The organism is Streptomyces johnsoniae (assembly GCF_031845565.1).
GTDB classification, from domain to species: domain Bacteria; phylum Actinomycetota; class Actinomycetes; order Streptomycetales; family Streptomycetaceae; genus Streptomyces; species Streptomyces johnsoniae.
Genome location: NZ_JAVREV010000011.1, coordinates 20,204 through 41,700, shown reverse-complemented (window position 1 = coordinate 41,700; position 21,497 = coordinate 20,204). Strand labels below are relative to the sequence as shown.

The following is a 21,497-nucleotide window of genomic DNA, read 5'->3' as shown; positions in this document are numbered from 1 at the left end:
CGTTCCCGGGGACTTGGGCGGTCAGGAGACGGACGACGCGGAGGGGGGCGTCGGCTCCGGCGCGGTCCGCCGCTCGGGCACGGACATCGCCACGGTCGCGTCGGATGGGTCGTTCACCTTTGCCGTCACCGATTCGTTCACCTGCACGTCGTCGTTCACATTGGAGTGGTCGACGGGACGGCGGCGGGACAGCGACCAGATGGCGGCGCTGCTCCCGAGCAGCAGCAGGGCGACGACGGCCACGCCCCAGTCGCCCCGGTCGGCGATGAGCGCGCCGGCGGCGCCGATCAGCCCGGCGGCGGGCAGGGTCAGCCCCCAGGCCACGACCATGCGGGTGGCGGTCGACCAGCGCACGACGCCGCCGGCGCGGCCGAGGCCGCAGCCGAGCACGGCGCCGGAGCACACCTGCGTCGTGGACAGGGCGAAGCCCATGTGGGACGAGGCGAGGATCGTGGTCGCGGCGCTGGTCTGCGCGGCGAAGCCCTGCGGCGGCCGGATGTCGGTCAGGCCCTTGCCCATCGTGCGGATGATGCGCCAGCCGCCGAGGTAGGTGCCGAGCGCGATGGCCGCGCCCGCCGAGGCGATGACCCACATCGGGGGGTCGGCGCCGGGCGCCAGCGCCCCGCCGGCGATCAGCGCGAGCGTCATCACGCCCATCGTCTTCTGCGCGTCGTTGGTGCCGTGCGCGAGCGATACGAGCGCGGCCGAGGCGATCTGGCCCACCCGGTAGCCCTTGGCCGCGTGCCGCTCCTCCACGCCCCGCGTGACCCGGTACGTCAGCCGGGTGGCGAGCAGCGCGGCCGTCCCGGCCACCAGCGGGGCGGCCACGGCCGGGATGAGCACCTTGGTGACGACCGCGTCGCCGTTCACCGCGCCGGTGCCCACGGAAGCGAGGGTCGCGCCGATCAGCCCGCCGAACAGCGCGTGCGAGGAGCTGGAGGGCAGTCCGGCGAGCCAGGTCAGCAGGTTCCAGATGATGGCGCCGACCAGACCGGCGAAGATCACTTCCGGCTTGACGCCCGCCTCCTCGTCGATGATCCCGCCGGAGATCGTGCGTGCGACCTCCACCGACAGGAAAGCGCCGAGCAGATTGAGCACCGCCGACATCGCGACCGCGGCCTTCGGCTTCATCGCGCCGGTGGAGATGGTGGTGGCCATGGCGTTGGCCGTGTCGTGGAAGCCGTTGGTGAAGTCGAACGCCAGGGCCGTGATGATCACGATCGCGAGGAGCAGCGTTATGTGTTCCATGTACCGGACAATCGCTCGACGGGTGAGAGGCAAACGACGTTAACGTAGGGTTAATAGGTGAACGTGAGATGAACTGGTGGCGGCGGGATTCCGACGAGCGGCACGAGGCATGGCAAGAACTTCTGGCGCGGGCGCGACAGACGGTCACCGACGGGCTGGTCGTGGGCACATCGGGCAATTTGTCCGTACGGGTGGGGGACGCCGTGCTGGTGACCCCGTCCGGCGTGCCCTACGACCGGCTGCGCGCCCGTGACCTGCTGGCGGTCGACCTGGCGGGGCGGCGCATCGCGGGATCGCTGACCCCCACCAGCGAACTGCCGATGCACCTGGCCGTCTACCGCACCACGCAGGCGCGGGCCGTGGTGCACACGCACGCGGTGCACGCCACCGCGGTGTCCACGCTCGTGGACGAACTGCCCGCGGTCCACTACATGACCGCCGCGCTCGGCGGCCCCGTGCGGGTGGCGCCCTACGCCACGTACGGCAGCGACGAGCTGGCCGCGCACATGCTCACCGCCCTTCGCGACCGCAGCGGCTGCCTGCTGCGCAACCACGGCACCGTCGTGCACGGCAGCAGCCTGCGGCAGGCGTACGACAACACCGCGCAGCTGGAGTGGATGTGCCGGGTCTGGCTGGTCGCCGCTTCCGTCCCCGGCCACACCCCCGCACTGCTGCCCCCCGAGGAACTGGCGCGCGTCGCCGAGCGGTTGCGCGGCTACGGCCAGCGCTGACGCGCCCGGCCCGCCGCGCCGCGCCACCGCCAGGCCCGCCGGGTGGCAGGCGCGGCGCCCCGGCCGCATGCTGGAAAGCATGCGTCGGCACACGAAGGCGGCCGTGGCCGCCACCACACTGCTGGGTGCCGGTGCGGCCGTGGCCACGGTCGCCGCCGGGCGGTGGGCGTTCGGGGTCACGCTGGGACCCGCCCGAGCGGCCCGCCCGGCCGGCTTCGCCGGGAGCCGCCTCGCCGTCCACGGCACCGCGGCGGGACAGGTCACGCTGACCCGTTCCCTCGACTCACTGCGCCCCGGCACCTACGGCATCACCGCCAGATCCGCGCACGCCGTCATCGGGCCCGTGCTCGACGTGGCCAGCGGCCCCGACAGCGTCGTGCGGCGGCTCGAACGCGTCGACCACGGCGCGCTGGTGCCGGGCTCAGCCGTCGCCCTGACCCCGCAGCTGCACCTCGGCACCCCGGGCACCGCCCTCGGCATCGAGCACACCGACGTCACCGTTCCGGGCGAACGCGGCGCGCTCCCGGCCTGGTTCGTGCCCGGCTCGCGGGAGACGTGGATCATCGCGCTGCACGGCATCGGCGCCACCCGGGAGCACCCGCTCAACCTGCTGCCCTTCCTCCACGAGCAGCAGTTCCCCGTCCTCATCCCCGGCTACCGCGGCGACCCGGGCGCCCCGCGCCCGCGCGACCGCGTCAACCGGCTCGGCGCCACCGAATGGCGCGACGCCGACGCGGCCCTGCGCTACGCCGTCAGGCACGGCGCGCGGCGCGTCGTCCTGTACGGCTGGTCCTCGGGCGGCGCCATGGCCCTGCGCGCCGCCGCCCGCTCCGCGCTGCGCGGCCGGGTCGTCGGCCTCGTCCTCGACTCACCCGTCCTCGACCCCGCCGCGACGCTCAGGGCCCTCGCGGCCCGCCGCGGCATCCCGGGACCGCTGCTGCCGCTGGCCCTGGGAGCCGCCAGGGGCGGCTGGGGCTTCGACGCCGAGGACCGCCCGCCCGAGGTGCCGCTCGGCGCGGGCGGCGCACCCGTTCCCGTGCTGATCCTGCACGGCCCCGCCGACACCGTCGCGCCCTGGCGCGCCTCCCGTGAGCTGGCCGCGCGCCACCCGGAGAGCATCGTGCTGCACACCATCCCCGACGCCGAGCACGCCGCCATGTGGAACGCCTCTCCCGCCGCCTACGAGGAGCGGTTGCGCCGCTTTCTCACCCCGCTCATGTGAGCCCGCGGGGCAGGGGGTTTGGGCTTTCGCGGCCCGAGCGGTGAAACTGCTCACGTGACGTCCCGTACTCCGCGTGAGCCCCGGTTGCGACTTGTCCCGCAGACCCCACCACAGCGCGCCGCGACGAGCAGGCGCACGCAGGGCGGCAGACGCACTCCCACACCGCCGGGCGGGGTCGCCCCCCAGGACGAACTGGCCCGCCAGGCGCGGGCCCAGCTGGCGGACGCCGTCCGGCTCGCGCACTGGGCGCAGCGCACCGGCACCTCGCCGGACGCCCGGGCGGAGCAAGCCGCGGAGGAGCTGGGCCTGACCGTGCGCCAGGTGCGCGACCAGTGGGGCCGCGCCCGCCTGGCCGGGCTGATCGAGCAGGGCCGCGACGGCACCGACGCCGTGCGGGCCGGCTGGCGGCTGCGCGCCTGGGACCAGGACGACACCGCCGCGCTGCGCGGCTGGGTGGCGCTGCTCGACGCCTGGTCCCTGGCCCGCCCTGCGCCGCCGGACGCCGACCCCGGCACGGTGGCCGACGTCGTCGCGGCCGTGCCGCAGCTGCTGTCCGTCATGTACCTCTCCGACGGCCCCGTCACCGGCGCGGGCCTGATCGACCTGATGCGGCAGCGCATCTCCGAGCTGCGCGCCGACCGCGGCCCCGAGGACGGCATAACGGGCGAGGGCGACGTTCCCGAGCTGGTCCGCATCCTCGGCTGGGCCCTGGACACCCTCTCCTCCGTCGGCGCCCTCACCCTCCACGCACGCGGCCACCACCCCGAACGCGCCCGGCTCACCGAGCTGGGCGGCTGGGCCATGTGGACCAAGCTGGAACACATCTGCATCGCCGCCCAGAGCCCCGCGGGCAACATCGAGCAGTCCGCCGTCGCCATGCTGCGCGGCTGCGCAGGACTGACCCCCGGGCCCGCTCGCGCCGAGTACCGGGCCTGGCTGGCCGTACGCCCCGCCGGGCCCGCCGTGACCGAGCTGCTGGAGGCCGCCCGCGGCGAGGACGCCCTCATCCGCGGCCTCGCCTTCGAGGCGCTGCGCGTCGTCGGCGCGCCCGCCCTGCCCGCGCTGCGCGAGGCCGCCGACGAGCCGGGCCTGCGCCCCTACGCCCTGCTGTGGCTGGCCGACCACGAGGCGGGCGACCCGCGCGACCACACCGACTCCGCGCACGGCGTGCTGACCAGGGCCGAGGCCACCTGGCTGTGGGTGGACACCGCATCGGCCGCCCAGGAGCACGGCGCGGAACGCCTCCTGCTCGACCACCTGGACGCCGCGCCCCAGCCGGGCATCGCCCAGCTGGTCGACGAGATCCGCACCTGCGGCCACCCCCGCACCGTGCAGGTGCTGCTCGCGCTCGCCGCCGCCCACCCCGACCCCGCCATCGCCAAACGGGTGCGCCGCGCCGCCTTCCAGGTGCACACCGGCGGCGCCTGACCGGGCCGCCGGCCGCTGGACAATTCGCTTGCGCCGCACCGTTAGAATGGCCCGCATGGACATTCTGCTCCTCGTGCATTAGCGGACGTACCCAGCCCTCGCTCGTACGTACGTTTCGTCCCGCCGTTCCAGGAGTCCGTCCATGATCACCGCCACCGGCATCGAGCTGCGCGCCGGCGCCCGCGTCCTGCTCGAGTCCACCTCGTTCCGCATCGCCCAGGGCGACCGCATCGGTCTCGTCGGCCGCAACGGCGCGGGCAAGACCACGCTGACCAAATGCCTGGCCGGCGAGGGCATTCCGGCCTCGGGCACCATCACCCGCGGCGGCGAGGTGGGGTACCTCCCGCAGGACCCGCGCACCGGCGACCTCGACGTCCTGGCCCGCGACCGCATCCTGTCCGCCCGGGGCCTGGACACGGTGCTGCGCGGCATGCGGGACAACGAGCAGCGCATGGCCAACGGGCAGGGTGCCACGCGCGAGAAGGCGATGAAGAAGTACGAGCGCCTGGAGACCGAGTTCCTCACCAAGGGCGGCTACGCGGCGGAGGCGGAGGCGGCCACCATCGCCGCCAGCCTCGGCCTGCCCGACCGGGTGCTCGGCCAGCCGCTCCACACCCTCTCCGGCGGCCAGCGGCGCCGCGTCGAGCTGGCCCGCATCCTCTTCTCGGACGCCGACATCCTCCTGCTCGACGAGCCGACGAACCACCTCGACGCCGACTCCGTCAGCTGGCTGCGCGACTTCCTGCGTACCTACCGCGGCGGGCTCGTGGTGATCTCCCACGACAACAACCTGATCGAGACCGTCGTCAACAAGGTCTTCTACCTCGACGCCAACCGGTCGGCCATCGACATCTACAACATGGGCTGGCGGCAGTACCAGGTCCAGCGCGAGGCCGACGAGAAGCGGCGCAGGCGTGAGCGGGCCAATGCCGAGAAGAAGGCGGCGGCCCTCAACACGCAGGCCGACAAGATGCGCGCGAAGGCGACCAAGGCCGTGGCCGCGCAGAATATGGCCCGGCGCGCCGAGCGGCTGCTCGCGGGCCTCGACGCGGAGCGACGGCAGGACAAGGTGGCCAAGCTCCGCTTCCCCGACCCCGCACCGTGCGGCAAGACCCCGCTGACGGCGGAGGGGCTGTCGAAGTCCTACGGCTCGCTGGAGATCTTCACCGACGTGTCGCTGGCGATCGACCGCGGCTCCCGCGTGGTCATCCTCGGCCTCAACGGCGCGGGCAAGACCACGCTGCTGCGGCTCCTCGCGGGGATCGAGACGCCCGACACCGGTGCGGTCACGCCGGGCCACGGGCTGAAGCTCGGGTACTACGCGCAGGAGCACGAGACGCTGGACCCGCAGCGGACCGTCCTGGAGAACATGCGGTCCGCCGCCCCGGACATGGACATGGTGGCCATGCGCAAGACGCTCGGCTCCTTCCTGTTCTCCGGCGACGACGTGGACAAGCCGGCCGCGGTGCTCTCCGGCGGCGAGAAGACGCGGCTCGCCCTGGCCACGCTGGTCGTCTCCTCGGCCAACGTGCTGCTGCTCGACGAGCCGACGAACAACCTGGACCCGGCCAGCCGCGAGGAGATCCTCGGCGCCCTGCGCAATTTCTCGGGTGCCGTCGTCCTCGTCACCCACGACGAGGGGGCGGTGGACGCCCTCCAGCCGGAGCGGATCATCCTGCTGCCGGATGGCGTCGAGGACCTGTGGAGCGCGGATTACGCGGACCTGGTCGCGCTTGCGTGACGGGTCAGGGCCGTCGTTTGTGATCATGTCCGGTGGATCATTCGGCCGACGCTTGATCATTCATCTGAGTGAGGGTGGTCGTACCCCGGCGTGTCGACACCCCTGACCGGAGCCCGCTCTGCCGAAGCGCTCTGACCTGCGCCTTCGCCCCGCCCGTCGCGCCGGACCGCCGTTGTCCACCCGCCGCGCGGGTGCGGCGGCTGTCCGTTTGTCGTACGGACCCGGACGAATGGGTGGCCAGGAAGCCGGATAGGGGTGATCATGAGAGTCCAGAGCGCACTTCCCACGAGGAGGCACGGGTGGCCGAGACTCTGAAGAAGGGCAGCCGGGTGACCGGCACCGCGCGAGAGAAGCTCGCCGCGGACCTGAAGCGAAAGTACGAATCGGGCGCGAGCATCCGGGCCCTGGCCGAGGAGACCGGACGGTCCTACGGTTTCGTGCACCGGATGCTGAGCGAGGCGGACGTCACACTGCGCGGCCGCGGCGGCGCGACCCGCGGCAAGAAGGCGGCGCCGACTCCCTGACGGGACGGCCAGGACCCCGGACGGGTTACTCTGCGGACGAGAAGCTACCGCCTGGTAACACCGGAGGACGTCCGATGAGCCTGCTCGACCGGGACGGTGTGCGTGTCACCGTCCATGAAGCCGTGGCGACCGTCACGCTCGTCCACGCGGACAAGCGCAATGCGCAGACCCCGGCGATGTGGCGGACTCTCGCCGAAGCGGGCCGCGGCCTGCCCGGCGATGTCCGCGTGGTGGTGCTGCGGGCCGAGGGCGTCTCCTTCTCCGCGGGCCTCGACCGGCGGGCCTTCACGCCCGAGGGCATCGAGGGCCAGCTGTCGTTCGCCGCCCTGGCCCGTTCCTCGGACGCGGAGGCGACGGCCGCGATCGCCGGCTTCCAGGAGGCGTTCACCTGGTGGCGCAGGACCGACCTGGTGAGCATCGCCGCCGTCCAGGGGCACGCGATCGGCGCCGGCTTCCAGCTGGCGCTCGCCTGCGACCTGCGCGTCTGCGCCGAGGACGTGCAGTTCGCGATGCGCGAGACCGCCCTCGGGCTCGTGCCCGACCTCGGCGGCACGCATCCGCTGGTCGCGCTGGTGGGGTACGCCCGGGCGCTGGAGATCTGCGGCACCGGGCGCACGGTGCGCGCGGCCGAGGCCGAACGTATCGGCCTGGCCAACCTCGTGGTGCCCGCCGCCGACCTCGCCGCCGCCGCCGACGACCTGGCGGCCGCGCTGCTCGCTGCGCCGAGGAACGCGCTGATCGAGACCAAGGCCCTGCTGCGCGCCGCCACCACCCACGGCTACGACGAGCAGCGAGCCCTGGAACGCGCGGCGCAGGCCCGCCGTGTGAAGGACCTCGCGGGCCTCGGTGAATAGCCCCGCACCGCCGCGGACCCCTCGTACTTCGCCGCTCACCTGTTTGTGAGGACCGAGCGGTCGTAGCTGATCGCTGTCCTGGTCCGGCCGGCCGGGCCTCAGCCGGGCATCGCGATGTCCGTCACCAGCACCGCGGCCGGCCGGCCCGCCGCCGTTGCCGCGGCGCGCGAGGCCGCGCGGGCGGCGTCCAGCGTGCGGCGCGTGCCGTCGACCGCGAGCCGCACGCGCACCGGGCCCCGGCCCTCGGGCACCTCCACCGCGCTGGACAGCCCGCGCACTCCCGGCACCCGCAGCACCGCCGCCGCCACCCGGGCGGCGGCACCCCCCGCCGGCCCGGCCGCCGGCCGGGGTGCCCGGCCGCTCGGCGGCCCGGCCGGTGCGGGCAGCAGGTCCACCACCGCCACGTCGACCGCCGTCACCACGAGGCCGATCCGGTCGTCCGCGGCGGCCGCGAGCGCCGCCCGCACCCGCGCGGCGGTCTCGTGCAGCGGCCGGACCGCCCCGGCCGCCAGCCGGGCCTCGATCCGCAGCGGCCCGGGCGGCAGCGCGCTCGGCGGGGCCGCCTCCGGCACGGCCGCCGTGGCGGGACCCGCGAGCGCCAGGCGCAACTCCACGACCGAAACCCCGGACACCGACTCCGCCGCTTCCCGCAGGACCGGCACCGCCGCCCGCTCGGCCAGCCAGACGCGGTCCGCCGGCTCGCCGAGCGGCACCAGGCGGCCCAGGCTCAACTGCTGCCGCACGGCCCGCAGCAGAGAATCCGAACCCATGTCCCTTCGCCTTCCGTCGGCATCCGGTCGTACTCAATCGGCCGGGGCTGGGTACAGCATCTCGTATGCACGGCCGGAGCGGAGGCGGCCACGACCGCGCGGCCCACCCGTTCGGGGGCCCGTGGCCGGGGCGGGTGTCCGTCGGCGCACATAATGTGGCACTGGATCGGCGGGACTGACCGCCGTTCGGAAAGGGGCGATGGCGAAGTGACCGACACCAGTACGGAAGCGAGCACGAGCACCACCACGATCGACGTGTCGGGCAAGCAGCTCGGCACGCGCCGCGGCACGGGCGACCCCGCGACGCGCGGGCGCACGACAATCGCGGACGGCGTCGTGGCCAAGATCGCCGGCATGGCGGCGCGGGACGTGGTGGGTGTCCACGCGATGGGCAGCGGCCTCTCCCGTACGTTCGGCGCCGTGCGGGACCGCGTGCCCGGCGCGAGCAAGTCGGCGACCCGCGGTGTGAAGGCGGAAGTCGGCGAGGTGCAGACGGCCCTCGATCTCGAAATCGTTGTGGAGTACGGCGTTTCCATCGCCGATGTTTCCCGTACCGTACGGGAGAACGTGATCTCGGCCGTCGAGCGGATGACCGGCCTTGAGGTCGTCGAGGTGAACATCAATGTCGGCGATGTCAACCTGCCGGAAGACGAAGAGGACGACGACGAGCGGCCCCCGTTGCAGTAACGGGAGCGGAGCGGAAGCCAGGAGCACATCATGAACATGGCTGTGGTCGGCATGATCGCCGGCATGGCGCTGGGCTTCGCCACCTACTTCGGCGGCTTCGGGGCCTTCCTGCTGGTCGCGGCGCTCGGCACGATCGGTTTCGTCGTCGGCAGGTTCGTCGACGGCGACCTGGAGCCAGGGGACTTCTTCCGGCCCAGGGACCGCGACGACGACCGGCGGCGGTGACCCGTGGAACCGGTGCTGCCCGCGGCCGAGCGCGGGGCGACGAAGATCGCCGACCGCGTGGTGGCCAAGCTGGCCGCCCAGGCGGCCCGTGAGGCGCTGCGCGCCCACGACGGCACGCGGCCATGGCCGCCGCCCCCGCGCGGCGGCGCACCGCACGCGACCGCGGTGGTGCGGCGCCCGCCCGGCCCCGACGGTACCGGCGGCCTGGCCGGTGTCCGGGTGGCCGTGGAGCTGGGCTACCCGTCCGACATCGGGGCGCAGTGCGGCGAGGTCCGGCGCCTCGTCGCCCTGCGCATCCAGGAGTTGGCGGGCATGGAGGCCCCCGACGTCGCCGTGACGGTGGAGCGCCTGCATTCCGCGCACTTCACCGGCGACGCCTCCGGGAGGGTGCAGTGACCGGTCCCGCGGGTCCGTCCGGGCACGAGGGCGCCGCCGAGCGTACCGCCCCCACCCTTGAGAAGGCGCCGCCCGTGACGGCGGAGGCGCCCGCCGGCCCGGCGGAGGAGCCCGCGGAGCCGGGCGGCGGGGTTGCGGCGGGCCGTTTCTGGTCCGAACGGCGCGGCCCCGCCGCGCTGGTCGCCGTCGTGCTGATGGGCGCGTCCGGCCTCCTGCTCTACGACGTCGTCTCGGTGCGCGCCGGCCGCCCGGCCGCCTCCTGGCGCCGCACCCTGGCCGACGACCTGGCCGCCCGCCCCCTGGACGACGCCTGGGTCGTGGTGGCCGCCGCGGCGGCCGTTCTCGCCGGAGTCTGGCTGATCGTCCTGGCCGTCACGCCCGGGCTGCGCGGCCTGCTGCCGATGCGCCGGGACAGCGAGCTGATGCGCCCCGGCATCGAACGGGGCGCCGCCGCGGCCGTTCTGCGCCACCGGGCGCTGGAGGTGTCCGGCGTCAGGTCGGTCCGGGTGAACGTCGGCAGGCGCCGGGTCCGCGCCCTGGCCGAGGCGCACTTCCGCGAGCTGGACGTCGTCCACGCCGATCTGGACGCCGTGCTCACCCACGGCATCAGGGAGCTGGGCCTCGCCCGGCAGCCCGCGCTGAGCGTGCACGTCCGCCGGCCCCCGAGGCGATGAGGTGATGGCCGCCGTGCTGCGCACCGTGAACCGTGCCCTGCTGCTCCTGACCGGTCTCTGCCTGATCGGTGCCGGTCTCGCGGCCCTCGTCGCCGCGCTCGACCTGCCGCGCCGGTGGGGCTTCGCCATGCCGTCCGGCTGGTCCTGGCGCGCCCCGCACGACGTGCTGCTCGCGCACGCCGACCGGACCCAGTGGCGAGCGGAAGGCTGGTGGTGGCCGGTGGTCATCGGCAGCCTCTCGCTGCTCGTCCTGCTGTCCCTGTGGTGGCTGCTGGCCCAGCTGCGGCGCCGCCGGCTGGCCGAGGTGCTGGTGAACAGCGGCGACGGCGTGGGCGCCCAGCTGCGCGGACGCGCGATGGAGGAAGTGGTGGCCGCGGAGGCCGAGTCCCTGCCGGGCGTCGACCGGGCGCGGGTCAGCCTGACGGGCCGCCGCAACCAGCCCCGGCTCGGCCTCGGGCTGCTGGTCACCCCGCAGGCGGCCCCCGACGACGTCGTCAGGCGGCTGCGCACGGAGGCGGTGGAGCACGCCCGCGCCTCGGCAGGGCTCGACGCCCTGCCCGCGGAAGCCCGCCTCCGCGCCACCAAACACCCGGCGGAGCGCGTCAGTTAGGCCCTGTCCTGCCGATCTTGCCGGGCCCACGACTCCCCCAGACTCCGTCCGGGAGGTGCCCCCAGCTACGGCACTCCCCCAGCCTGGCGGCTGGGAGGTGCCCCCACGCTGCGTTACCGAATCGCGCGAATACGGCCAAGTATGAGCTGCGATCCGGTGCCTTGCGATGCACCGCATCTGACGCCGCGGGCTGATCCGACAAGATCGACAGGACAGGACCTAGTCGGCCGGTAACCGCGGCTGCCGGAGACCGACCGCGGAGGGCTCAGACCCCCAGCAGCCCCAGAACCAACCTGATCAGCACCAGCACGTTGAGGACCAATCCGGCTTCGAGCAGGCGACTGCGTATGCCTCGCCGGAGAAGGCGGCTGCCCCGCCATACTCCGTAGGCTGCCAGGCCGGCCGACGCGAGCACGATGACGACCGGAAGGGCCCCTTCCGCCTCGTTCCGCGTGGCGATGGCGAGGACGATGTAGACCAGGACCAGCTGTGGAAGTCCCAGCAGCCATACCTTCCACACCTCGGCCGCATCCGGGGTGACCTGGGCCGGAGCCGCCGCGGGCGGCATGGGGGGCGGGAACGGTGGTGGGGGACCCGCAGCGGCGCCCCGGGGCGTGGCGGTCCGCGCCGGTGGGGCGGGCCACGGACGCAGGACCTTGGACATCAGCCCGGCGAAGTCCGGGTCCGCCCGCAACTCTTCGGCGAGTACGGAGGCGACGATGCTCGCCGATCCCTCGTCGCGCTGTTCGTGCAGGCGGGCCAACGCGGAGGCGCCCAGCGTGCTTCCGCCGAGGCGGCCCAGGACCAGTTCCCGTACCGCTGACCTCTGCTCGGCCGAGGCCGGAGCGCCTCCGGTCAGCACCCGCACCGCCGCGGCGGCTAACTCCGGAGCCTGCATTTCCCGTCCCCCCGCCAGGCCCCCAACCCCCACGGTCAAGGCTCAGTGCCAGGAACGTACCGGTGGCCGAAGTGCAGTGGCAAGTACACGACATGCGCCGCCGGGGAACAGGATCGGTGAGTCCGCCACCGGCGGTCCGGACGGGGTGGGGGAGGGGTCAGGAGGTGGCGGCCGGAGCGGCCTTCCGCGGGGCCTGCTCCTCCTCGTTCTCCCGCTCCGCACCCGGCGCGGAGTGCGGCTTCGCCGCCGCGCGTCGCCGGTCCTGGACCTCGCGCCGCAGCAGCAGCACCCAGCCCACCGGAACGCCCGCCGCGAACAGCCACCACTGCACCGCGTAGGCGAAGTGGGCGCCGATGCCCGTGTGATCGGGCTCGGGCAGCAGCTCGGGCTGCGCCGCCTCGTCCGCCGGGGCGGGGTCGGTCGCGGTCAGCTCCAGGTAGCCGCCGAGCACCTGCGTGCCCAGGGCATCGGCGCGCTCCTCGCTGCTGATCATCATGACCATGCCGTCGGGCAGCCCCTGCCGCTCCCTGATCCCGGTGGTGCCCGTGGACTCGTCGGCCATCAGGCGGCCGGTGACCGTGACCTCGCCGCCCGGCGGGGCCGGCACCTCGGGCATCCGCGTCAGGTCGTTCCCGGCCGCGATCCAGCCGCGGTTGACCATCGCTGCCGTGCCGTCCTCCCGCAGCAGCGGGGTCAGCACGTAATAGCCCACGGCACCGTCGTCATTGGAACGCTGCCGGACCACCACCTCGCGGTCCTGGTCGTACACGCCCGTCGCGGTCACGGGGCGGTAGCGGTCGTCCGGGTCGACCGGCGCGCCGGGTGAGGACAGCTCGGACATGGGCACCGCGGGGGCCGCCAGGCTGCCGGCGATCAGGTCGTTGCGCTCGACGCGCTGCCCGTGCCGGTCGAACTGCCAGAACCCGAGCCACGTCAGGGCCGGGATCATCAGCAGCGCGACGAGGGTGAGGATCACCCACTGCCGGGTCAGCAGAAAGCGGTACACAGCAGTCGACGGTACCCGAACGGGGTCAGCGCTCAGGCGCCGGGGCCACGTCGCGCAGCAGGTGCGTGAAGGCCGCCTCGTCCAGGACCGGGGTGCCGAACGCCCGCGCGTTCACCACTTTGGAGGTCGTGGAGTCCGGGTCGTTGGTCACCAGCAGGCTGGTCAGGCGCGAGACGCCGGAGGCGACGTGCAGCCCCGCCTCGAACGCCTGGTCCTCCAGCAGCTCGCGGTCCACCGACGTGTCCCCGGAAAAGGCGACCCGCATGCCCTGCACGAGCCGCCCGCCCGCCTCGTACCGCCCCGGATTGGGCCACGGGCACGGGGGGCGGCGCCTGGTCGTGCGCCACCCGCCCCGCCAGGGCGCGGCCGCGGCCGTGGCCATGGCCACGCCCTGCGGCTCGGCGGCACCGGCATCCGTCCAGCCCGCCAGCGGGCGGCAGGTGTGCAGCGGCAGCGCCAGCCGCCGCCTGGCCGCGTGCTGCAAGCTCGGCCGGAACGCCTCCGCGAGCACCCGGGCGTCGTCCAGCGCGTGGTGCGCCTGCCGCTGCGTCACCCCGAAGTAGGAAACCAGGGTCTCCAGCTTGTGGTTGTCCAGCGGCAGACCGAGCGCCTTGGACAGCAGAATCGTGCACAGCCGCTGCTCCACGGGCGCCGTGCGGTCGGTCCGCGCGTACTCCCTGGCGATCATCGTCCAGTCGAAGACCGCATTGTGTGCCACGAGCACCCGCCCGGCCAGGCGCTCCGCGAACTCCCCGGCGATCTCGGAGAACAGTGGCGCGTCGGCGAGCACCTCGGCCGTCAGCCCGTGAATCCAGCTCGGCCCCGGATCGCGCTGCGGGTTGACCAGCGTGTACCAGTGGTCCTCGACCTCGCCCCTGGCCGTCAGCCGGTACACGGCCGCGGACACGATCCGGTCGCTGCGGCGCAGCCCGGTGGTCTCGACGTCCACCACGGCATACCCCCCGGGGTACCCCGCGGGCCATGACTCATCGGCGGGCTGCTGGACTTGGATGCGTGCCGCGGCGGCCTGGTGGTCTTCGAGCATGGTCACCGAGGATACGGCCCGGCACCGACAGTGGCCGCACCGCCGCCGGGAGTTGAGGGCCCGTCGGAACGGCCTTGGAGCCGTTGCCACGCACGTCTGTCCACGTGTGACGTACGCTGCGAGACATGCTGCTCGACACCTATGGGCGGATTGCCACGGACCTGCGGGTCTCGCTGACCGACCGGTGCAATCTGCGCTGCACGTATTGCATGCCGGAGGAGGGCCTGTCCTGGCTCGCCAAGCCGGAGCTGCTGACGGACGACGAGATCGTGCGGCTGGTCGGGATCGCGGTCACCCGGCTCGGTGTCACCGAGGTGCGGTTCACCGGCGGCGAGCCGCTGCTGCGCCGCGGCCTGGTCTCCATCGTGGAGCGCTGTGCCGCCCTCGACCCCCGGCCGAAGCTGTCCCTCACGACGAACGGGATCGGTCTCGAACGCACGGCCGCGGCACTGCGCGCGGCCGGTCTCGACCGGGTCAACGTGTCGCTCGACACCACCGACCCCGAGGTCTTCGCGCGCATCACCCGCCGCAGACGGCACGAGGACGTGCTGCGCGGCCTGGCCGCGGCCAAGGCCGAGGGCCTGGCGCCGGTGAAGGTCAATGCGGTGCTGATGCCCGGACTCAACGACACGGAGGCGCCCGGCCTGCTGGCCTGGGCGATGGCACAGGACTACGAGCTGCGGTTCATCGAGCAGATGCCGCTGGACGCGCAGCACGGCTGGCAGCGGACGCGGATGATCACGGCGGGCGACATCCTGGAGTCGCTGCGGACCCGCTACACGCTGACACCCGAGGAGGAGCGGCGCGGGGCGGCCCCGGCCGAGCGGTGGCTGGTGGACGGCGGTCCGCACCGGGTCGGGGTCATCGCGTCGGTCACCCGGCCGTTCTGCCGGGCCTGCGACCGTACGCGCCTCACGGCTGACGGCCAGGTCCGCACCTGCTTGTTCGCGCGCGAGGAGTCCGATCTGCGGGGCGCGCTGCGCGCGGGGGCGGACGACGCGGAGCTGGCGGAGCGGTGGCGGGTCGCGATGTGGGGCAAGAAGGCGGGCTCGGGTCTGGACGACCCCTCGTTCGTCCAGCCGCAGCGCCCGATGTCAGCGATCGGGGGCTGACGCCTGCCACGCGTCGAGCGCCACCACGTCCTTCAGGAAGCCGCGCACGCCGAGGAAGCGCGAGAGGTACTCGCGGTGCTCCTCGCAGGCCAGCCAGGTCTTGCGCCGCTCGGGGGTGTGCAGCTTCGGATTGTTCCAGGCGAGGACCCAGACGGCGGCGGCACGGCAGCCCTTGGCCGAGCAGATCAGGTCGGTGGACGCGGATGAGGCAGACACGAAATCCATCCAACATCCTCAACAATGCGCACGGAAAACACAGAAGGCGACGCCGGGCAGCCACGGGGGGAGCCGCCCGGCGTCGGTCGTCGCTCCGACGGGGGATACGGAGCGCTCTTGAAGTATGACATGCATTGCCCCGGTGGGCGCAGGGGATCTGCTCAATTGATTTGAGGATTCCTTGAGCTTCGCAGGCCGGAGGGGTCAACTCCGGTTGTGGAGGTCACTCTTTCCTGGGGGCAGGGCGCGCTTCGCCTCGTCGCCGAGGAAGGTGGACGGTAGCGAAGGCACGTTCTCCCGGCCCGCGTTCGCGATCACCACGGCAACGTACGGCAGCACCGTCCCCAGAACCAGCGCCACGATCGCCAGCGGCCGGCTCACGTCCCACAGCACGAAGGTGAGCAACACGGCCACGGTGCGTACGAGCATGGAGATGATGTAACGGCGCTGGCGCCCCCGTACGTCGTCGTCGAGCCCCTGGCGGGCCTCCGTGATCCGGAAGACCGCCGTATCGGCCGTATCGCGTCGCAAGCGCATTGCCTCACCACCCGCCTTCAGGCTAGCCCCGCACCTGGGCCAGCTTCCGTCCGGCCTTCAGGAAGACGCCGTCCGGCGTCCCCGTCGCCGCGGCCAGGTGCTCGGCCACCACCTCGCCCAGCGGGCGCAGCGCGTCCGCCTCGGCCAGCACGGCACTGTCCTGCTCCCCGCCGGTCTGGAGGACCAGGCGCAGCCCCTTCTGCTTCGCCAGCCGCCGGGCCGCCGACGCGCTCGGGGTGAACTCGAGGATCTTGGTCAGCACCGTCGCGATGCCCTCGCCGCCGTGCTCGCCGAGGTCCACCTCGGGCAGGGTGCCCACGTCCGTGAAGCTGCGCCGGGAGAACTGGGCGGTGAAGCCCGCCCGTGCCGCCATGGCCGCTTCGGTCCCGTGCAGCACGGCCACGACCTCGCCGGCCAGCACCTTCTTCAGATCCATCGGGTGCAGCGAGCCGTCCGCGAGCCGGCCCGTGGCCGCCGCCAGCTCCTCGTCCGTCCACTCGGTCCACGCCCGCAGGTAGGGCTCCATCAGCCGGTCGGGAATCGACATGATCTTGCCGAACACGTCCTCGGCCGTCGCCGCGAGCGGCACGTAGTTGCCCTTGGACTTCGACATCTTCGCGCCGGAGCCGTCCGTGCCCTCGATCAGCGGCATGGTGACGATCAGCTGCGGGGTCAGTCCGTAGATCTCCATGACCCGGCGGCCCATCTGCATGTTGAGCAGCTGGTCGACGCCGCCGAGCTCCACGTCCGCGTCGATCTCGGCCGAGTCGATGGCCATGGCCACCGGGTAGATCAGCTCCGACATGGTCAGCCCGTGGCCGCCGTCGAGACGCGTGCGGAAGTCGTCACGCTGGAGCAGCGAGGAGGCCGGCACCTGCGCCAGGACACCGATCAGCTTCGGCAGCGTCACCGCGCCGAGCCACTCGCTGTTGTGCCGGAAGGAGACCCGCTCGAAGTCGAAGAACGGCCGCACCTGCTCGCGGTAGCCCGCCAGATTGCGCGCGATGTCCCCGTCGGTCAGCGCCGGCCGTTCCGTGGAACGCCCCGACGGGTCGCCGATCTTGGCGGTGACGTCGCCGATGATCAGCGTCACGTCGTGCCCCATGCGCTGGAAGCGGCTGAGCACGATGATCGGCACCGCGTGCCCCAGGTGCACGTCGGTGGCCGTCGGGTCGATGCCGAGCTTGACGTGCAGCCCGCGCCCGCCGGAACGGGCCGCCTCGATCCGCTCCGCCAGCGTGTCCCGCGAGGGCAGCACGTCGACGGCGCGCCCCGCGATCAGCCGCGCCTGCTCGGCCGGGGACAGGTCGGACAGGTCCAGATAACGCCGCGTGCCCGTCTCCTCCAGCAGCTGCCGCACGACGGAGTCGGAGGAGAGATCCTGCGTCAGCAGCGCGCGGGCGCGCTGCACGGATTCACCGAGGCGTGTCACGTTGTGTCCTGAGAGTAGGGGCGGACGGGTCCCGCCCATCCTACGGCGCGGCCACCGGCGCCGACGCGCGGAAATTGGCCGGAAGCGGCCGCGACGCCGACCGCGCGCTTATGCATTCGGACGCATCCGGAACCGGAAGAACCGTGCGCCGTGAATGCGGCCCGGGCGAAAGGCGCGTTTCCCCGGGCCGCGGAATTCCCGGCCCCGCCGGCTCACACTCCGGGGCTGACGGAACTCATGTGGAACTCGGGGACGCGCAGCGCCGGCATGGCCGTGCGCGGGAAGTATTCGCCCCACTCCCGCGAGCGGCACCGGTCGGTCCCGCCCGCCTCGGTGGCCCGGCCCAGCGCGTCGACCGGGGACTCGTTGAAGCGGAAGTTGTTCACCACGCCGGTCACCTCGCCCTTCTCCACGAGGTAGACACCGTCCCTCGTCAGGCCGGTCAGGAGCAGCGGCCGCGGGTCCACCTCGCGGATATACCACAGCGACGTGATCAGCAGCCCGCGCTCCGTGCGCGCCACCAGGTCGGAGACCGTGCCCGTGCCGCCCGCGTCCAGCAGCAGATTGTCGCTGAACGGCGCCTGCGGCAGCCCGGTCAGCCCCGCGGTGTGCCGGGTCGTCGGCAGCCGCCGCAGCACCCCCTCGGTGATCCAGTCCGTCCGCGACAGCGGCAGGCCGTTGTCGAAGACGGACACCGCCGGGGTCAGGGAGTCGGTCGAGGAGCGCGCGACGAGGAAAGGGAAGCCCTCGACGCCCGGCGCCGCCGGGTCGCTCCACAGGTTGAGCGGCAGCGCGGCCAGCCGCTCGCCGACGCGGGTGCCGCCGCCCGCGCGGCTGAAGACCGTGCGGCCCTCGTGCGCGTCCCGTGCGTCGGACTTCCAGTGCTGGTAGATCACCAGGTCCGCGACGGAACTGGGTGGCAGCAGCGTCTCGTACCGCCCGGCGGGCAGGTCGACCCGGCGCTCGGCCCAGCGCAGCCGAACGGCCAGGCCGGCGTCGAGCGCCGCCGGGTCGACGTCGGAGAAGTCGTCGGTGGGCACGGTCACGTACGCGGACCTGCCGCGGTCGGGCGATTTGGCGTTCAGCTCCACGTGACCGGTCCGCTGGTCGTGCCGCAGCCGCAGCCCTGCCGACGTGCCGAGGTAGGTGGAGACCACCCGGTGGTTCGCGAAGCCGAACAGTTCGCGCCCGCCGGCCCGCGCCCTGGCGAACGTCTCGCCGAGCGCGGGCGCGAAGTCCGCGAACACCTCGGGCGAGGTCACGGCGGGCGGCTCGGTGAACCGTGCGTCGGCCGGCCTGGCCCCGGCCGGCGGCTGGGCGTCCTCGGCCGCGGGGGACTGGCGCGCGGCCTCCTCGGCCGCCAGGACCAGCGGCCCGAGCTCCTCCGCGGTGACCGCGCTGCGCGACACCACGCCGGAGGCGGTGCCGTGCGCGCCGTCGACGGTGGCGATGACCGTGAGCCGCCGGCCGCGGGTCACGCCGTTGGTGGTCAGCGCGTTGCCCGCCCAGCGCAGATTCGCGGTCGACTCCTCGTCGGCGATCACGACGGTGCCGTCGGCCCGCGACAGCTCAAGTGCGCGTTCGACGATTTCGTGGGGCGTGCCGGTTCTGAAGGAGGTCATCGGCCGGACTCCTGGGTGGTGTTGAGGATGGTGATGTCGCGGAAGAGGGCGGAGGGGCAGCCGTGCGACACGGCCGCGAGCTGCCCCGGCTGCGCCTTGCCGCACATGAACGAGCCGCCCATGACGTAGGTCTGCGGGCCGCCCACGGCCTCCATGGCGCCCCAGAAGTCCGTCGTGGTCGCCTGGTAGGCGACGTCCCGCACCTGCCCGGCCAGCCGCCCGTTCTCGATCCGGAAGAACCGCTGCCCGGTGAACTGGAAGTTGTACCGCTGCATGTCGATCGACCAGGAGCCGTTGCCCACCACGTAGATCCCGCGCTCCACGCCCGCGATCAGGCCCGCGGTGTCCGGCCCGCCGGGCGCGGGCTGCAAGGACACGTTGGCCATGCGCTGGAGCGGGACGTGCGCGGAGGAGTCGGCGAACGCGCAGCCGTTGGAGCGTTCGAACCCCTTCAGCCGGGCGGTGCGCCGGTCCATCTGGTAGCCGACGAGCACGCCGTCCTTCACCAGGTCCCAGGACTGGGTGCGCACGCCCTCGTCGTCGTAGCCGGTGGTGGCAAGACCGTGCTCGGCCGTGCGGTCGCCCGTGACGTTCATGAGCGGCGAGCCGTACTTCAGCGAGCCGAGCCCGTCGAACGTGGCGAACGAGGTGCCCGCGTACGCCGCCTCGTAGCCCAGCGCCCGGTCCAGCTCGGTGGCGTGGCCGATGGACTCGTGGATGGTGAGGAACAGGTTCGACGGATCGATGACCAGGTCGTACGCCCCGGGCTCGACCGAGGGCGCCGCGAGTTTCCCGGCGAGCAGGTCGGGGATCTCCGCGAGTTCGGCGTCCCAGTCCCAGTCGGTGCCCGTCAGGTACTCCCAGCCACGGCCCGCCGGCGGGGCCAGCGTGCGCATCGAGTCGAACCGGCCGCTCGCCGCGTCCACGGCGACGGCCGTCAGCTCGGGCAGCACCCGCACGCGCTGCTGGGTGGTGACCGTGCCCGCGGTGTCGGCGTAGAACTTGTTCTCCCGCACCGCCCACAGGCGCGCGTCGACGTGGGTCACGCCCGGTGCGGACAGCAGCCGTTCGCTCCACTCGGCCAGCCGCCCGGTCTTCTCCGCGTCGGGGACGTCGAACGGGTCGACCTCGTAGGCCGACACCCAGGTCTGCTCCCCGTGCGAGGGCTCCGGAGCCAGCTCGACGCGCTCGTCGGAGCCGGCCGCGGCAATGATCTTCGCGGACAGCTTCGCCATCGCCACGGCCTGGGCGGCCACCCGCGCCGCGCCGTCCTGCGTCAGGTCGACGCCCGCCGCGAAGCCCCAGCTGCCGCCGTGCACCACGCGCACCGCGTAGCCGAGGTCGGTGGTGTCCCGGGAGCCCGCTGGTCTGGCGTCCCGCAGCACCCAGTTGGCGCTGCGGACGCGCTCCAGCCGGAAGTCGGCGTGGTCGGCGCCCAGGGACCTGGCCCTGGCCAGGGCCGCGTCGGCGAGCGGGCGCAGGGGGAGTGCGAGGAACGTTTCGTCGATGGATCTCGGCACGGTGTCTCCTGTCCGTTGCCAACTGCGTGGGCCGGGGCGGCGGGGGACGCCCCGCTCACGATCATGCCCCCGCCGGATGCGCCCGGGACAGGGTGGCGCGGCCCTGGCCCCCGTGACTCCCGCGGCCCCGGCGCCTCCCGTCCGGGAGCGCCCGTACCGCTTGCTGTGGAAACCCGACAGGACCGCGGCGGCGCCCCTGTCATGCCCCACCCCCCGCGCGCACCGGGCGGCGGGCTAGCGTTTGTGCGGAGCACACCAAGCAGAAGGAGGGTGGTCCCTTGAGCCGCTCGGTACTCGTCACCGGAGGAAACCGCGGAATTGGCCTGGCCATCGCCCGGTCCCTGGCCGACGCAGGCGACAAGGTCGCCATCACCTACCGCTCCGGGGAGCCCCCGAAGGAGTTGAGCGACCGCGGCGTCCTGGCGGTGAAGTGTGACATCACCGATCAGGAACAGGTGGAGCAGGCATACAAAGAAGTCGAGGACGTGCACGGCCGCGTCGAGGTCGTGGTGGCCAATGCCGCCATCAACCGCGACCAGTTGCTGCTGCGGATGACGGAGGAGGACTTCACCGCCGTCCTGGAGACCAACCTGACGGGCACCTTCCGCGTCGTCAAGCGCGCCTCCCGCGGCATGCTCCGCGCCCGCAACGGCCGGATCGTGCTGATCTCCTCCGTCGTGGGCCTGAGCGGGTCCGCGGGACAGGTCAACTACGCCGCCGCCAAATCGGGCCTGGTCGGCTTCGCCCGCTCCGTCGCCCGTGAACTCGCCTCGCGGAACATCACCTGCAACGTTGTCGCGCCGGGCTTCGTCGACACCGACATGACCAGGGCCCTGGGCGAGGAGCGGCGCGCCGAGATCGTCGGACAGGTGCCGCTGGGCCGTTACGCCCAGCCCGAGGAAGTCGCCGCCGTGGTGCGCTTCCTGGCGTCAGAGGACGCCGCATACATCACTGGAGCCGTCATCCCGGTTGACGGCGGATTGGGCATGGGGCACTGAA

The 21,497-nt window shown here is 73.3% G+C and carries 23 protein-coding genes; 13 read left to right on the top strand and 10 right to left on the bottom strand.

What is annotated here, in order from left to right; translation table 11 throughout:
* Positions 1 to 21 precede the first annotated feature (21 nt).
* On the bottom strand, positions 22 to 1,248 hold the full coding sequence (locus RM779_RS19815; protein ID WP_311619079.1) for an inorganic phosphate transporter: 1,227 nt from the start codon (positions 1,246 to 1,248) through the stop codon (positions 22 to 24).
* Between the two features lie 68 nt (positions 1,249 to 1,316).
* Here RM779_RS19815 and RM779_RS19810 point away from each other — a divergent pair, with 68 nt between their 5' ends.
* The 6 genes from RM779_RS19810 to RM779_RS19785 all read left to right on the top strand — a co-directional run bounded on the left by RM779_RS19810 (position 1,317) and on the right by RM779_RS19785 (position 7,748).
* Positions 1,317 to 1,979 carry a class II aldolase/adducin family protein gene (locus RM779_RS19810; RefSeq protein WP_311619078.1) on the top strand — a complete coding sequence of 221 codons (663 nt, stop codon included), beginning with the start codon at positions 1,317 to 1,319 and terminating at the stop codon, positions 1,977 to 1,979.
* Between the two features lie 79 nt (positions 1,980 to 2,058).
* On the top strand, positions 2,059 to 3,201 hold the full coding sequence (locus tag RM779_RS19805) for an alpha/beta hydrolase (protein WP_311619077.1): 1,143 nt from the start codon (positions 2,059 to 2,061) through the stop codon (positions 3,199 to 3,201).
* 54 nt (positions 3,202 to 3,255) lie between these two features.
* On the top strand, positions 3,256 to 4,629 hold the full coding sequence (locus RM779_RS19800; RefSeq protein ID WP_311619076.1) for a hypothetical protein: 1,374 nt from the start codon (positions 3,256 to 3,258) through the stop codon (positions 4,627 to 4,629).
* Between the two features lie 142 nt (positions 4,630 to 4,771).
* Positions 4,772 to 6,370 (top strand): ABC-F family ATP-binding cassette domain-containing protein, encoded by a 1,599-nt coding sequence (locus tag RM779_RS19795; protein ID WP_311619075.1) that lies wholly within the window; start codon positions 4,772 to 4,774, stop codon positions 6,368 to 6,370.
* Between the two features lie 299 nt (positions 6,371 to 6,669).
* Positions 6,670 to 6,894 carry a helix-turn-helix domain-containing protein gene (locus tag RM779_RS19790; RefSeq protein ID WP_216355988.1) on the top strand — a complete coding sequence of 75 codons (225 nt, stop codon included), beginning with the start codon at positions 6,670 to 6,672 and terminating at the stop codon, positions 6,892 to 6,894.
* A 74-nt stretch (positions 6,895 to 6,968) separates the two neighbouring features.
* A complete protein-coding gene (locus RM779_RS19785) occupies positions 6,969 to 7,748 on the top strand; it encodes an enoyl-CoA hydratase/isomerase family protein (RefSeq protein WP_311619074.1) in 780 nt (259 codons plus the stop codon).
* 98 nt (positions 7,749 to 7,846) lie between these two features.
* Here RM779_RS19785 and RM779_RS19780 read toward each other — a convergent pair whose 3' ends face one another.
* Positions 7,847 to 8,518 (bottom strand): hypothetical protein, encoded by a 672-nt coding sequence (locus RM779_RS19780; protein WP_311619073.1) that lies wholly within the window; start codon positions 8,516 to 8,518, stop codon positions 7,847 to 7,849.
* Between the two features lie 153 nt (positions 8,519 to 8,671).
* Between RM779_RS19780 and RM779_RS19775 the strand changes: the two genes are divergently transcribed.
* From RM779_RS19775 to amaP, 5 genes are read left to right on the top strand one after another with little or no spacing between them, the layout of a single operon-like run.
* Complete coding sequence (locus tag RM779_RS19775) at positions 8,672 to 9,205, top strand: Asp23/Gls24 family envelope stress response protein (protein WP_079252231.1); 534 nt, start codon at positions 8,672 to 8,674, stop codon at positions 9,203 to 9,205.
* A gap of 30 nt (positions 9,206 to 9,235) precedes the next feature.
* On the top strand, positions 9,236 to 9,430 hold the full coding sequence (locus RM779_RS19770; RefSeq protein ID WP_077062179.1) for a hypothetical protein: 195 nt from the start codon (positions 9,236 to 9,238) through the stop codon (positions 9,428 to 9,430).
* Positions 9,431 to 9,433: 3 nt separating this feature from the next.
* Positions 9,434 to 9,826, top strand: a complete 393-nt coding sequence (locus RM779_RS19765; RefSeq protein WP_311619072.1) for an Asp23/Gls24 family envelope stress response protein — start codon at positions 9,434 to 9,436, stop codon at positions 9,824 to 9,826.
* On the top strand, positions 9,823 to 10,500 hold the full coding sequence (locus RM779_RS19760) for a DUF6286 domain-containing protein (protein WP_394813338.1): 678 nt from the start codon (positions 9,823 to 9,825) through the stop codon (positions 10,498 to 10,500). Before RM779_RS19765 ends, RM779_RS19760 begins: the two co-directional genes overlap by 4 nt.
* A 4-nt stretch (positions 10,501 to 10,504) precedes the next feature.
* Positions 10,505 to 11,110, top strand: coding sequence for an alkaline shock response membrane anchor protein AmaP (gene amaP, locus RM779_RS19755; protein WP_311619071.1), 606 nt, complete (start codon positions 10,505 to 10,507; stop codon positions 11,108 to 11,110).
* Positions 11,111 to 11,375: 265 nt separating this feature from the next.
* On the opposite strand, the gene RM779_RS19750 is transcribed toward amaP, so the two are convergent.
* The 3 genes from RM779_RS19750 to RM779_RS19740 all read right to left on the bottom strand — a co-directional run bounded on the left by RM779_RS19750 (position 11,376) and on the right by RM779_RS19740 (position 14,059).
* Positions 11,376 to 12,008, bottom strand: a complete 633-nt coding sequence (locus RM779_RS19750) for a hypothetical protein (protein ID WP_311619070.1) — start codon at positions 12,006 to 12,008, stop codon at positions 11,376 to 11,378.
* A 157-nt stretch (positions 12,009 to 12,165) separates the two neighbouring features.
* Positions 12,166 to 13,014, bottom strand: coding sequence for an SURF1 family cytochrome oxidase biogenesis protein (locus RM779_RS19745; protein ID WP_311619069.1), 849 nt, complete (start codon positions 13,012 to 13,014; stop codon positions 12,166 to 12,168).
* A gap of 25 nt (positions 13,015 to 13,039) precedes the next feature.
* Positions 13,040 to 14,059 (bottom strand): DEDDh family exonuclease, encoded by a 1,020-nt coding sequence (locus RM779_RS19740; protein WP_311619068.1) that lies wholly within the window; start codon positions 14,057 to 14,059, stop codon positions 13,040 to 13,042.
* 125 nt (positions 14,060 to 14,184) lie between these two features.
* Between RM779_RS19740 and moaA the strand changes: the two genes are divergently transcribed.
* The gene (gene moaA / locus RM779_RS19735) at positions 14,185 to 15,171 is read left to right on the top strand and encodes a GTP 3',8-cyclase MoaA (RefSeq protein WP_311619067.1); all 987 of its coding nucleotides are present in this window, start codon (positions 14,185 to 14,187) and stop codon (positions 15,169 to 15,171) included.
* On the opposite strand, the gene RM779_RS19730 is transcribed toward moaA, so the two are convergent.
* The 5 genes from RM779_RS19730 to RM779_RS19710 form a co-directional block, all read right to left on the bottom strand.
* Positions 15,154 to 15,396, bottom strand: a complete 243-nt coding sequence (locus RM779_RS19730) for a hypothetical protein (RefSeq protein ID WP_311619066.1) — start codon at positions 15,394 to 15,396, stop codon at positions 15,154 to 15,156. The two genes, moaA and RM779_RS19730, sit on opposite strands and share 18 nt — an antisense overlap.
* Positions 15,397 to 15,591: 195 nt before the next feature.
* Complete coding sequence (locus RM779_RS19725; protein WP_311619065.1) at positions 15,592 to 15,924, bottom strand: DUF3099 domain-containing protein; 333 nt, start codon at positions 15,922 to 15,924, stop codon at positions 15,592 to 15,594.
* A 22-nt stretch (positions 15,925 to 15,946) separates the two neighbouring features.
* Positions 15,947 to 17,356: a tyrosine--tRNA ligase gene (gene tyrS / locus RM779_RS19720; RefSeq protein WP_311619064.1), complete on the bottom strand. Its 1,410-nt coding sequence runs from the start codon at positions 17,354 to 17,356 to the stop codon at positions 15,947 to 15,949.
* Positions 17,357 to 17,568: 212 nt separating this feature from the next.
* Positions 17,569 to 18,978 carry a metallopeptidase TldD-related protein gene (locus tag RM779_RS19715; RefSeq protein ID WP_311619063.1) on the bottom strand — a complete coding sequence of 470 codons (1,410 nt, stop codon included), beginning with the start codon at positions 18,976 to 18,978 and terminating at the stop codon, positions 17,569 to 17,571.
* Positions 18,975 to 20,498, bottom strand: coding sequence for a TldD/PmbA family protein (locus tag RM779_RS19710; RefSeq protein WP_311619062.1), 1,524 nt, complete (start codon positions 20,496 to 20,498; stop codon positions 18,975 to 18,977). The genes RM779_RS19715 and RM779_RS19710 overlap by 4 nt, the downstream gene beginning before the upstream one ends.
* Before the next feature lie 278 nt (positions 20,499 to 20,776).
* Here RM779_RS19710 and fabG point away from each other — a divergent pair, with 278 nt between their 5' ends.
* Complete coding sequence (fabG, locus tag RM779_RS19705; RefSeq protein ID WP_311619061.1) at positions 20,777 to 21,496, top strand: 3-oxoacyl-[acyl-carrier-protein] reductase; 720 nt, start codon at positions 20,777 to 20,779, stop codon at positions 21,494 to 21,496.
* The last annotated feature ends 1 nt before the right edge of the window (position 21,497 follow it).

Excerpts from the sequence above, each read along its gene's own strand:
- RM779_RS19815 (WP_311619079.1), bottom strand. The coding sequence starts at position 1,248 with ATGGAACACATAACGCTGCTCCTCGCGATCGTGATCATCACGGCCCTG.
- RM779_RS19810 (WP_311619078.1), top strand. The coding sequence starts at position 1,317 with ATGAACTGGTGGCGGCGGGATTCCGACGAGCGGCACGAGGCATGGCAA.
- RM779_RS19805 (WP_311619077.1), top strand. The coding sequence starts at position 2,059 with ATGCGTCGGCACACGAAGGCGGCCGTGGCCGCCACCACACTGCTGGGT.
- RM779_RS19795 (WP_311619075.1), top strand. The coding sequence starts at position 4,772 with ATGATCACCGCCACCGGCATCGAGCTGCGCGCCGGCGCCCGCGTCCTG.
- RM779_RS19785 (WP_311619074.1), top strand. The coding sequence starts at position 6,969 with ATGAGCCTGCTCGACCGGGACGGTGTGCGTGTCACCGTCCATGAAGCC.
- RM779_RS19780 (WP_311619073.1), bottom strand. The coding sequence starts at position 8,518 with ATGGGTTCGGATTCTCTGCTGCGGGCCGTGCGGCAGCAGTTGAGCCTG.
- RM779_RS19775 (WP_079252231.1), top strand. The coding sequence starts at position 8,672 with ATGTGGCACTGGATCGGCGGGACTGACCGCCGTTCGGAAAGGGGCGAT.
- RM779_RS19770 (WP_077062179.1), top strand. The coding sequence starts at position 9,236 with ATGAACATGGCTGTGGTCGGCATGATCGCCGGCATGGCGCTGGGCTTC.
- amaP (WP_311619071.1), top strand. The coding sequence starts at position 10,505 with ATGGCCGCCGTGCTGCGCACCGTGAACCGTGCCCTGCTGCTCCTGACC.
- RM779_RS19750 (WP_311619070.1), bottom strand. The coding sequence starts at position 12,008 with ATGCAGGCTCCGGAGTTAGCCGCCGCGGCGGTGCGGGTGCTGACCGGA.
- RM779_RS19740 (WP_311619068.1), bottom strand. The coding sequence starts at position 14,059 with ATGCTCGAAGACCACCAGGCCGCCGCGGCACGCATCCAAGTCCAGCAG.
- moaA (WP_311619067.1), top strand. The coding sequence starts at position 14,185 with ATGCTGCTCGACACCTATGGGCGGATTGCCACGGACCTGCGGGTCTCG.
- RM779_RS19730 (WP_311619066.1), bottom strand. The coding sequence starts at position 15,396 with ATGGATTTCGTGTCTGCCTCATCCGCGTCCACCGACCTGATCTGCTCG.
- RM779_RS19725 (WP_311619065.1), bottom strand. The coding sequence starts at position 15,924 with ATGCGCTTGCGACGCGATACGGCCGATACGGCGGTCTTCCGGATCACG.
- RM779_RS19715 (WP_311619063.1), bottom strand. The coding sequence starts at position 18,978 with ATGACCTCCTTCAGAACCGGCACGCCCCACGAAATCGTCGAACGCGCA.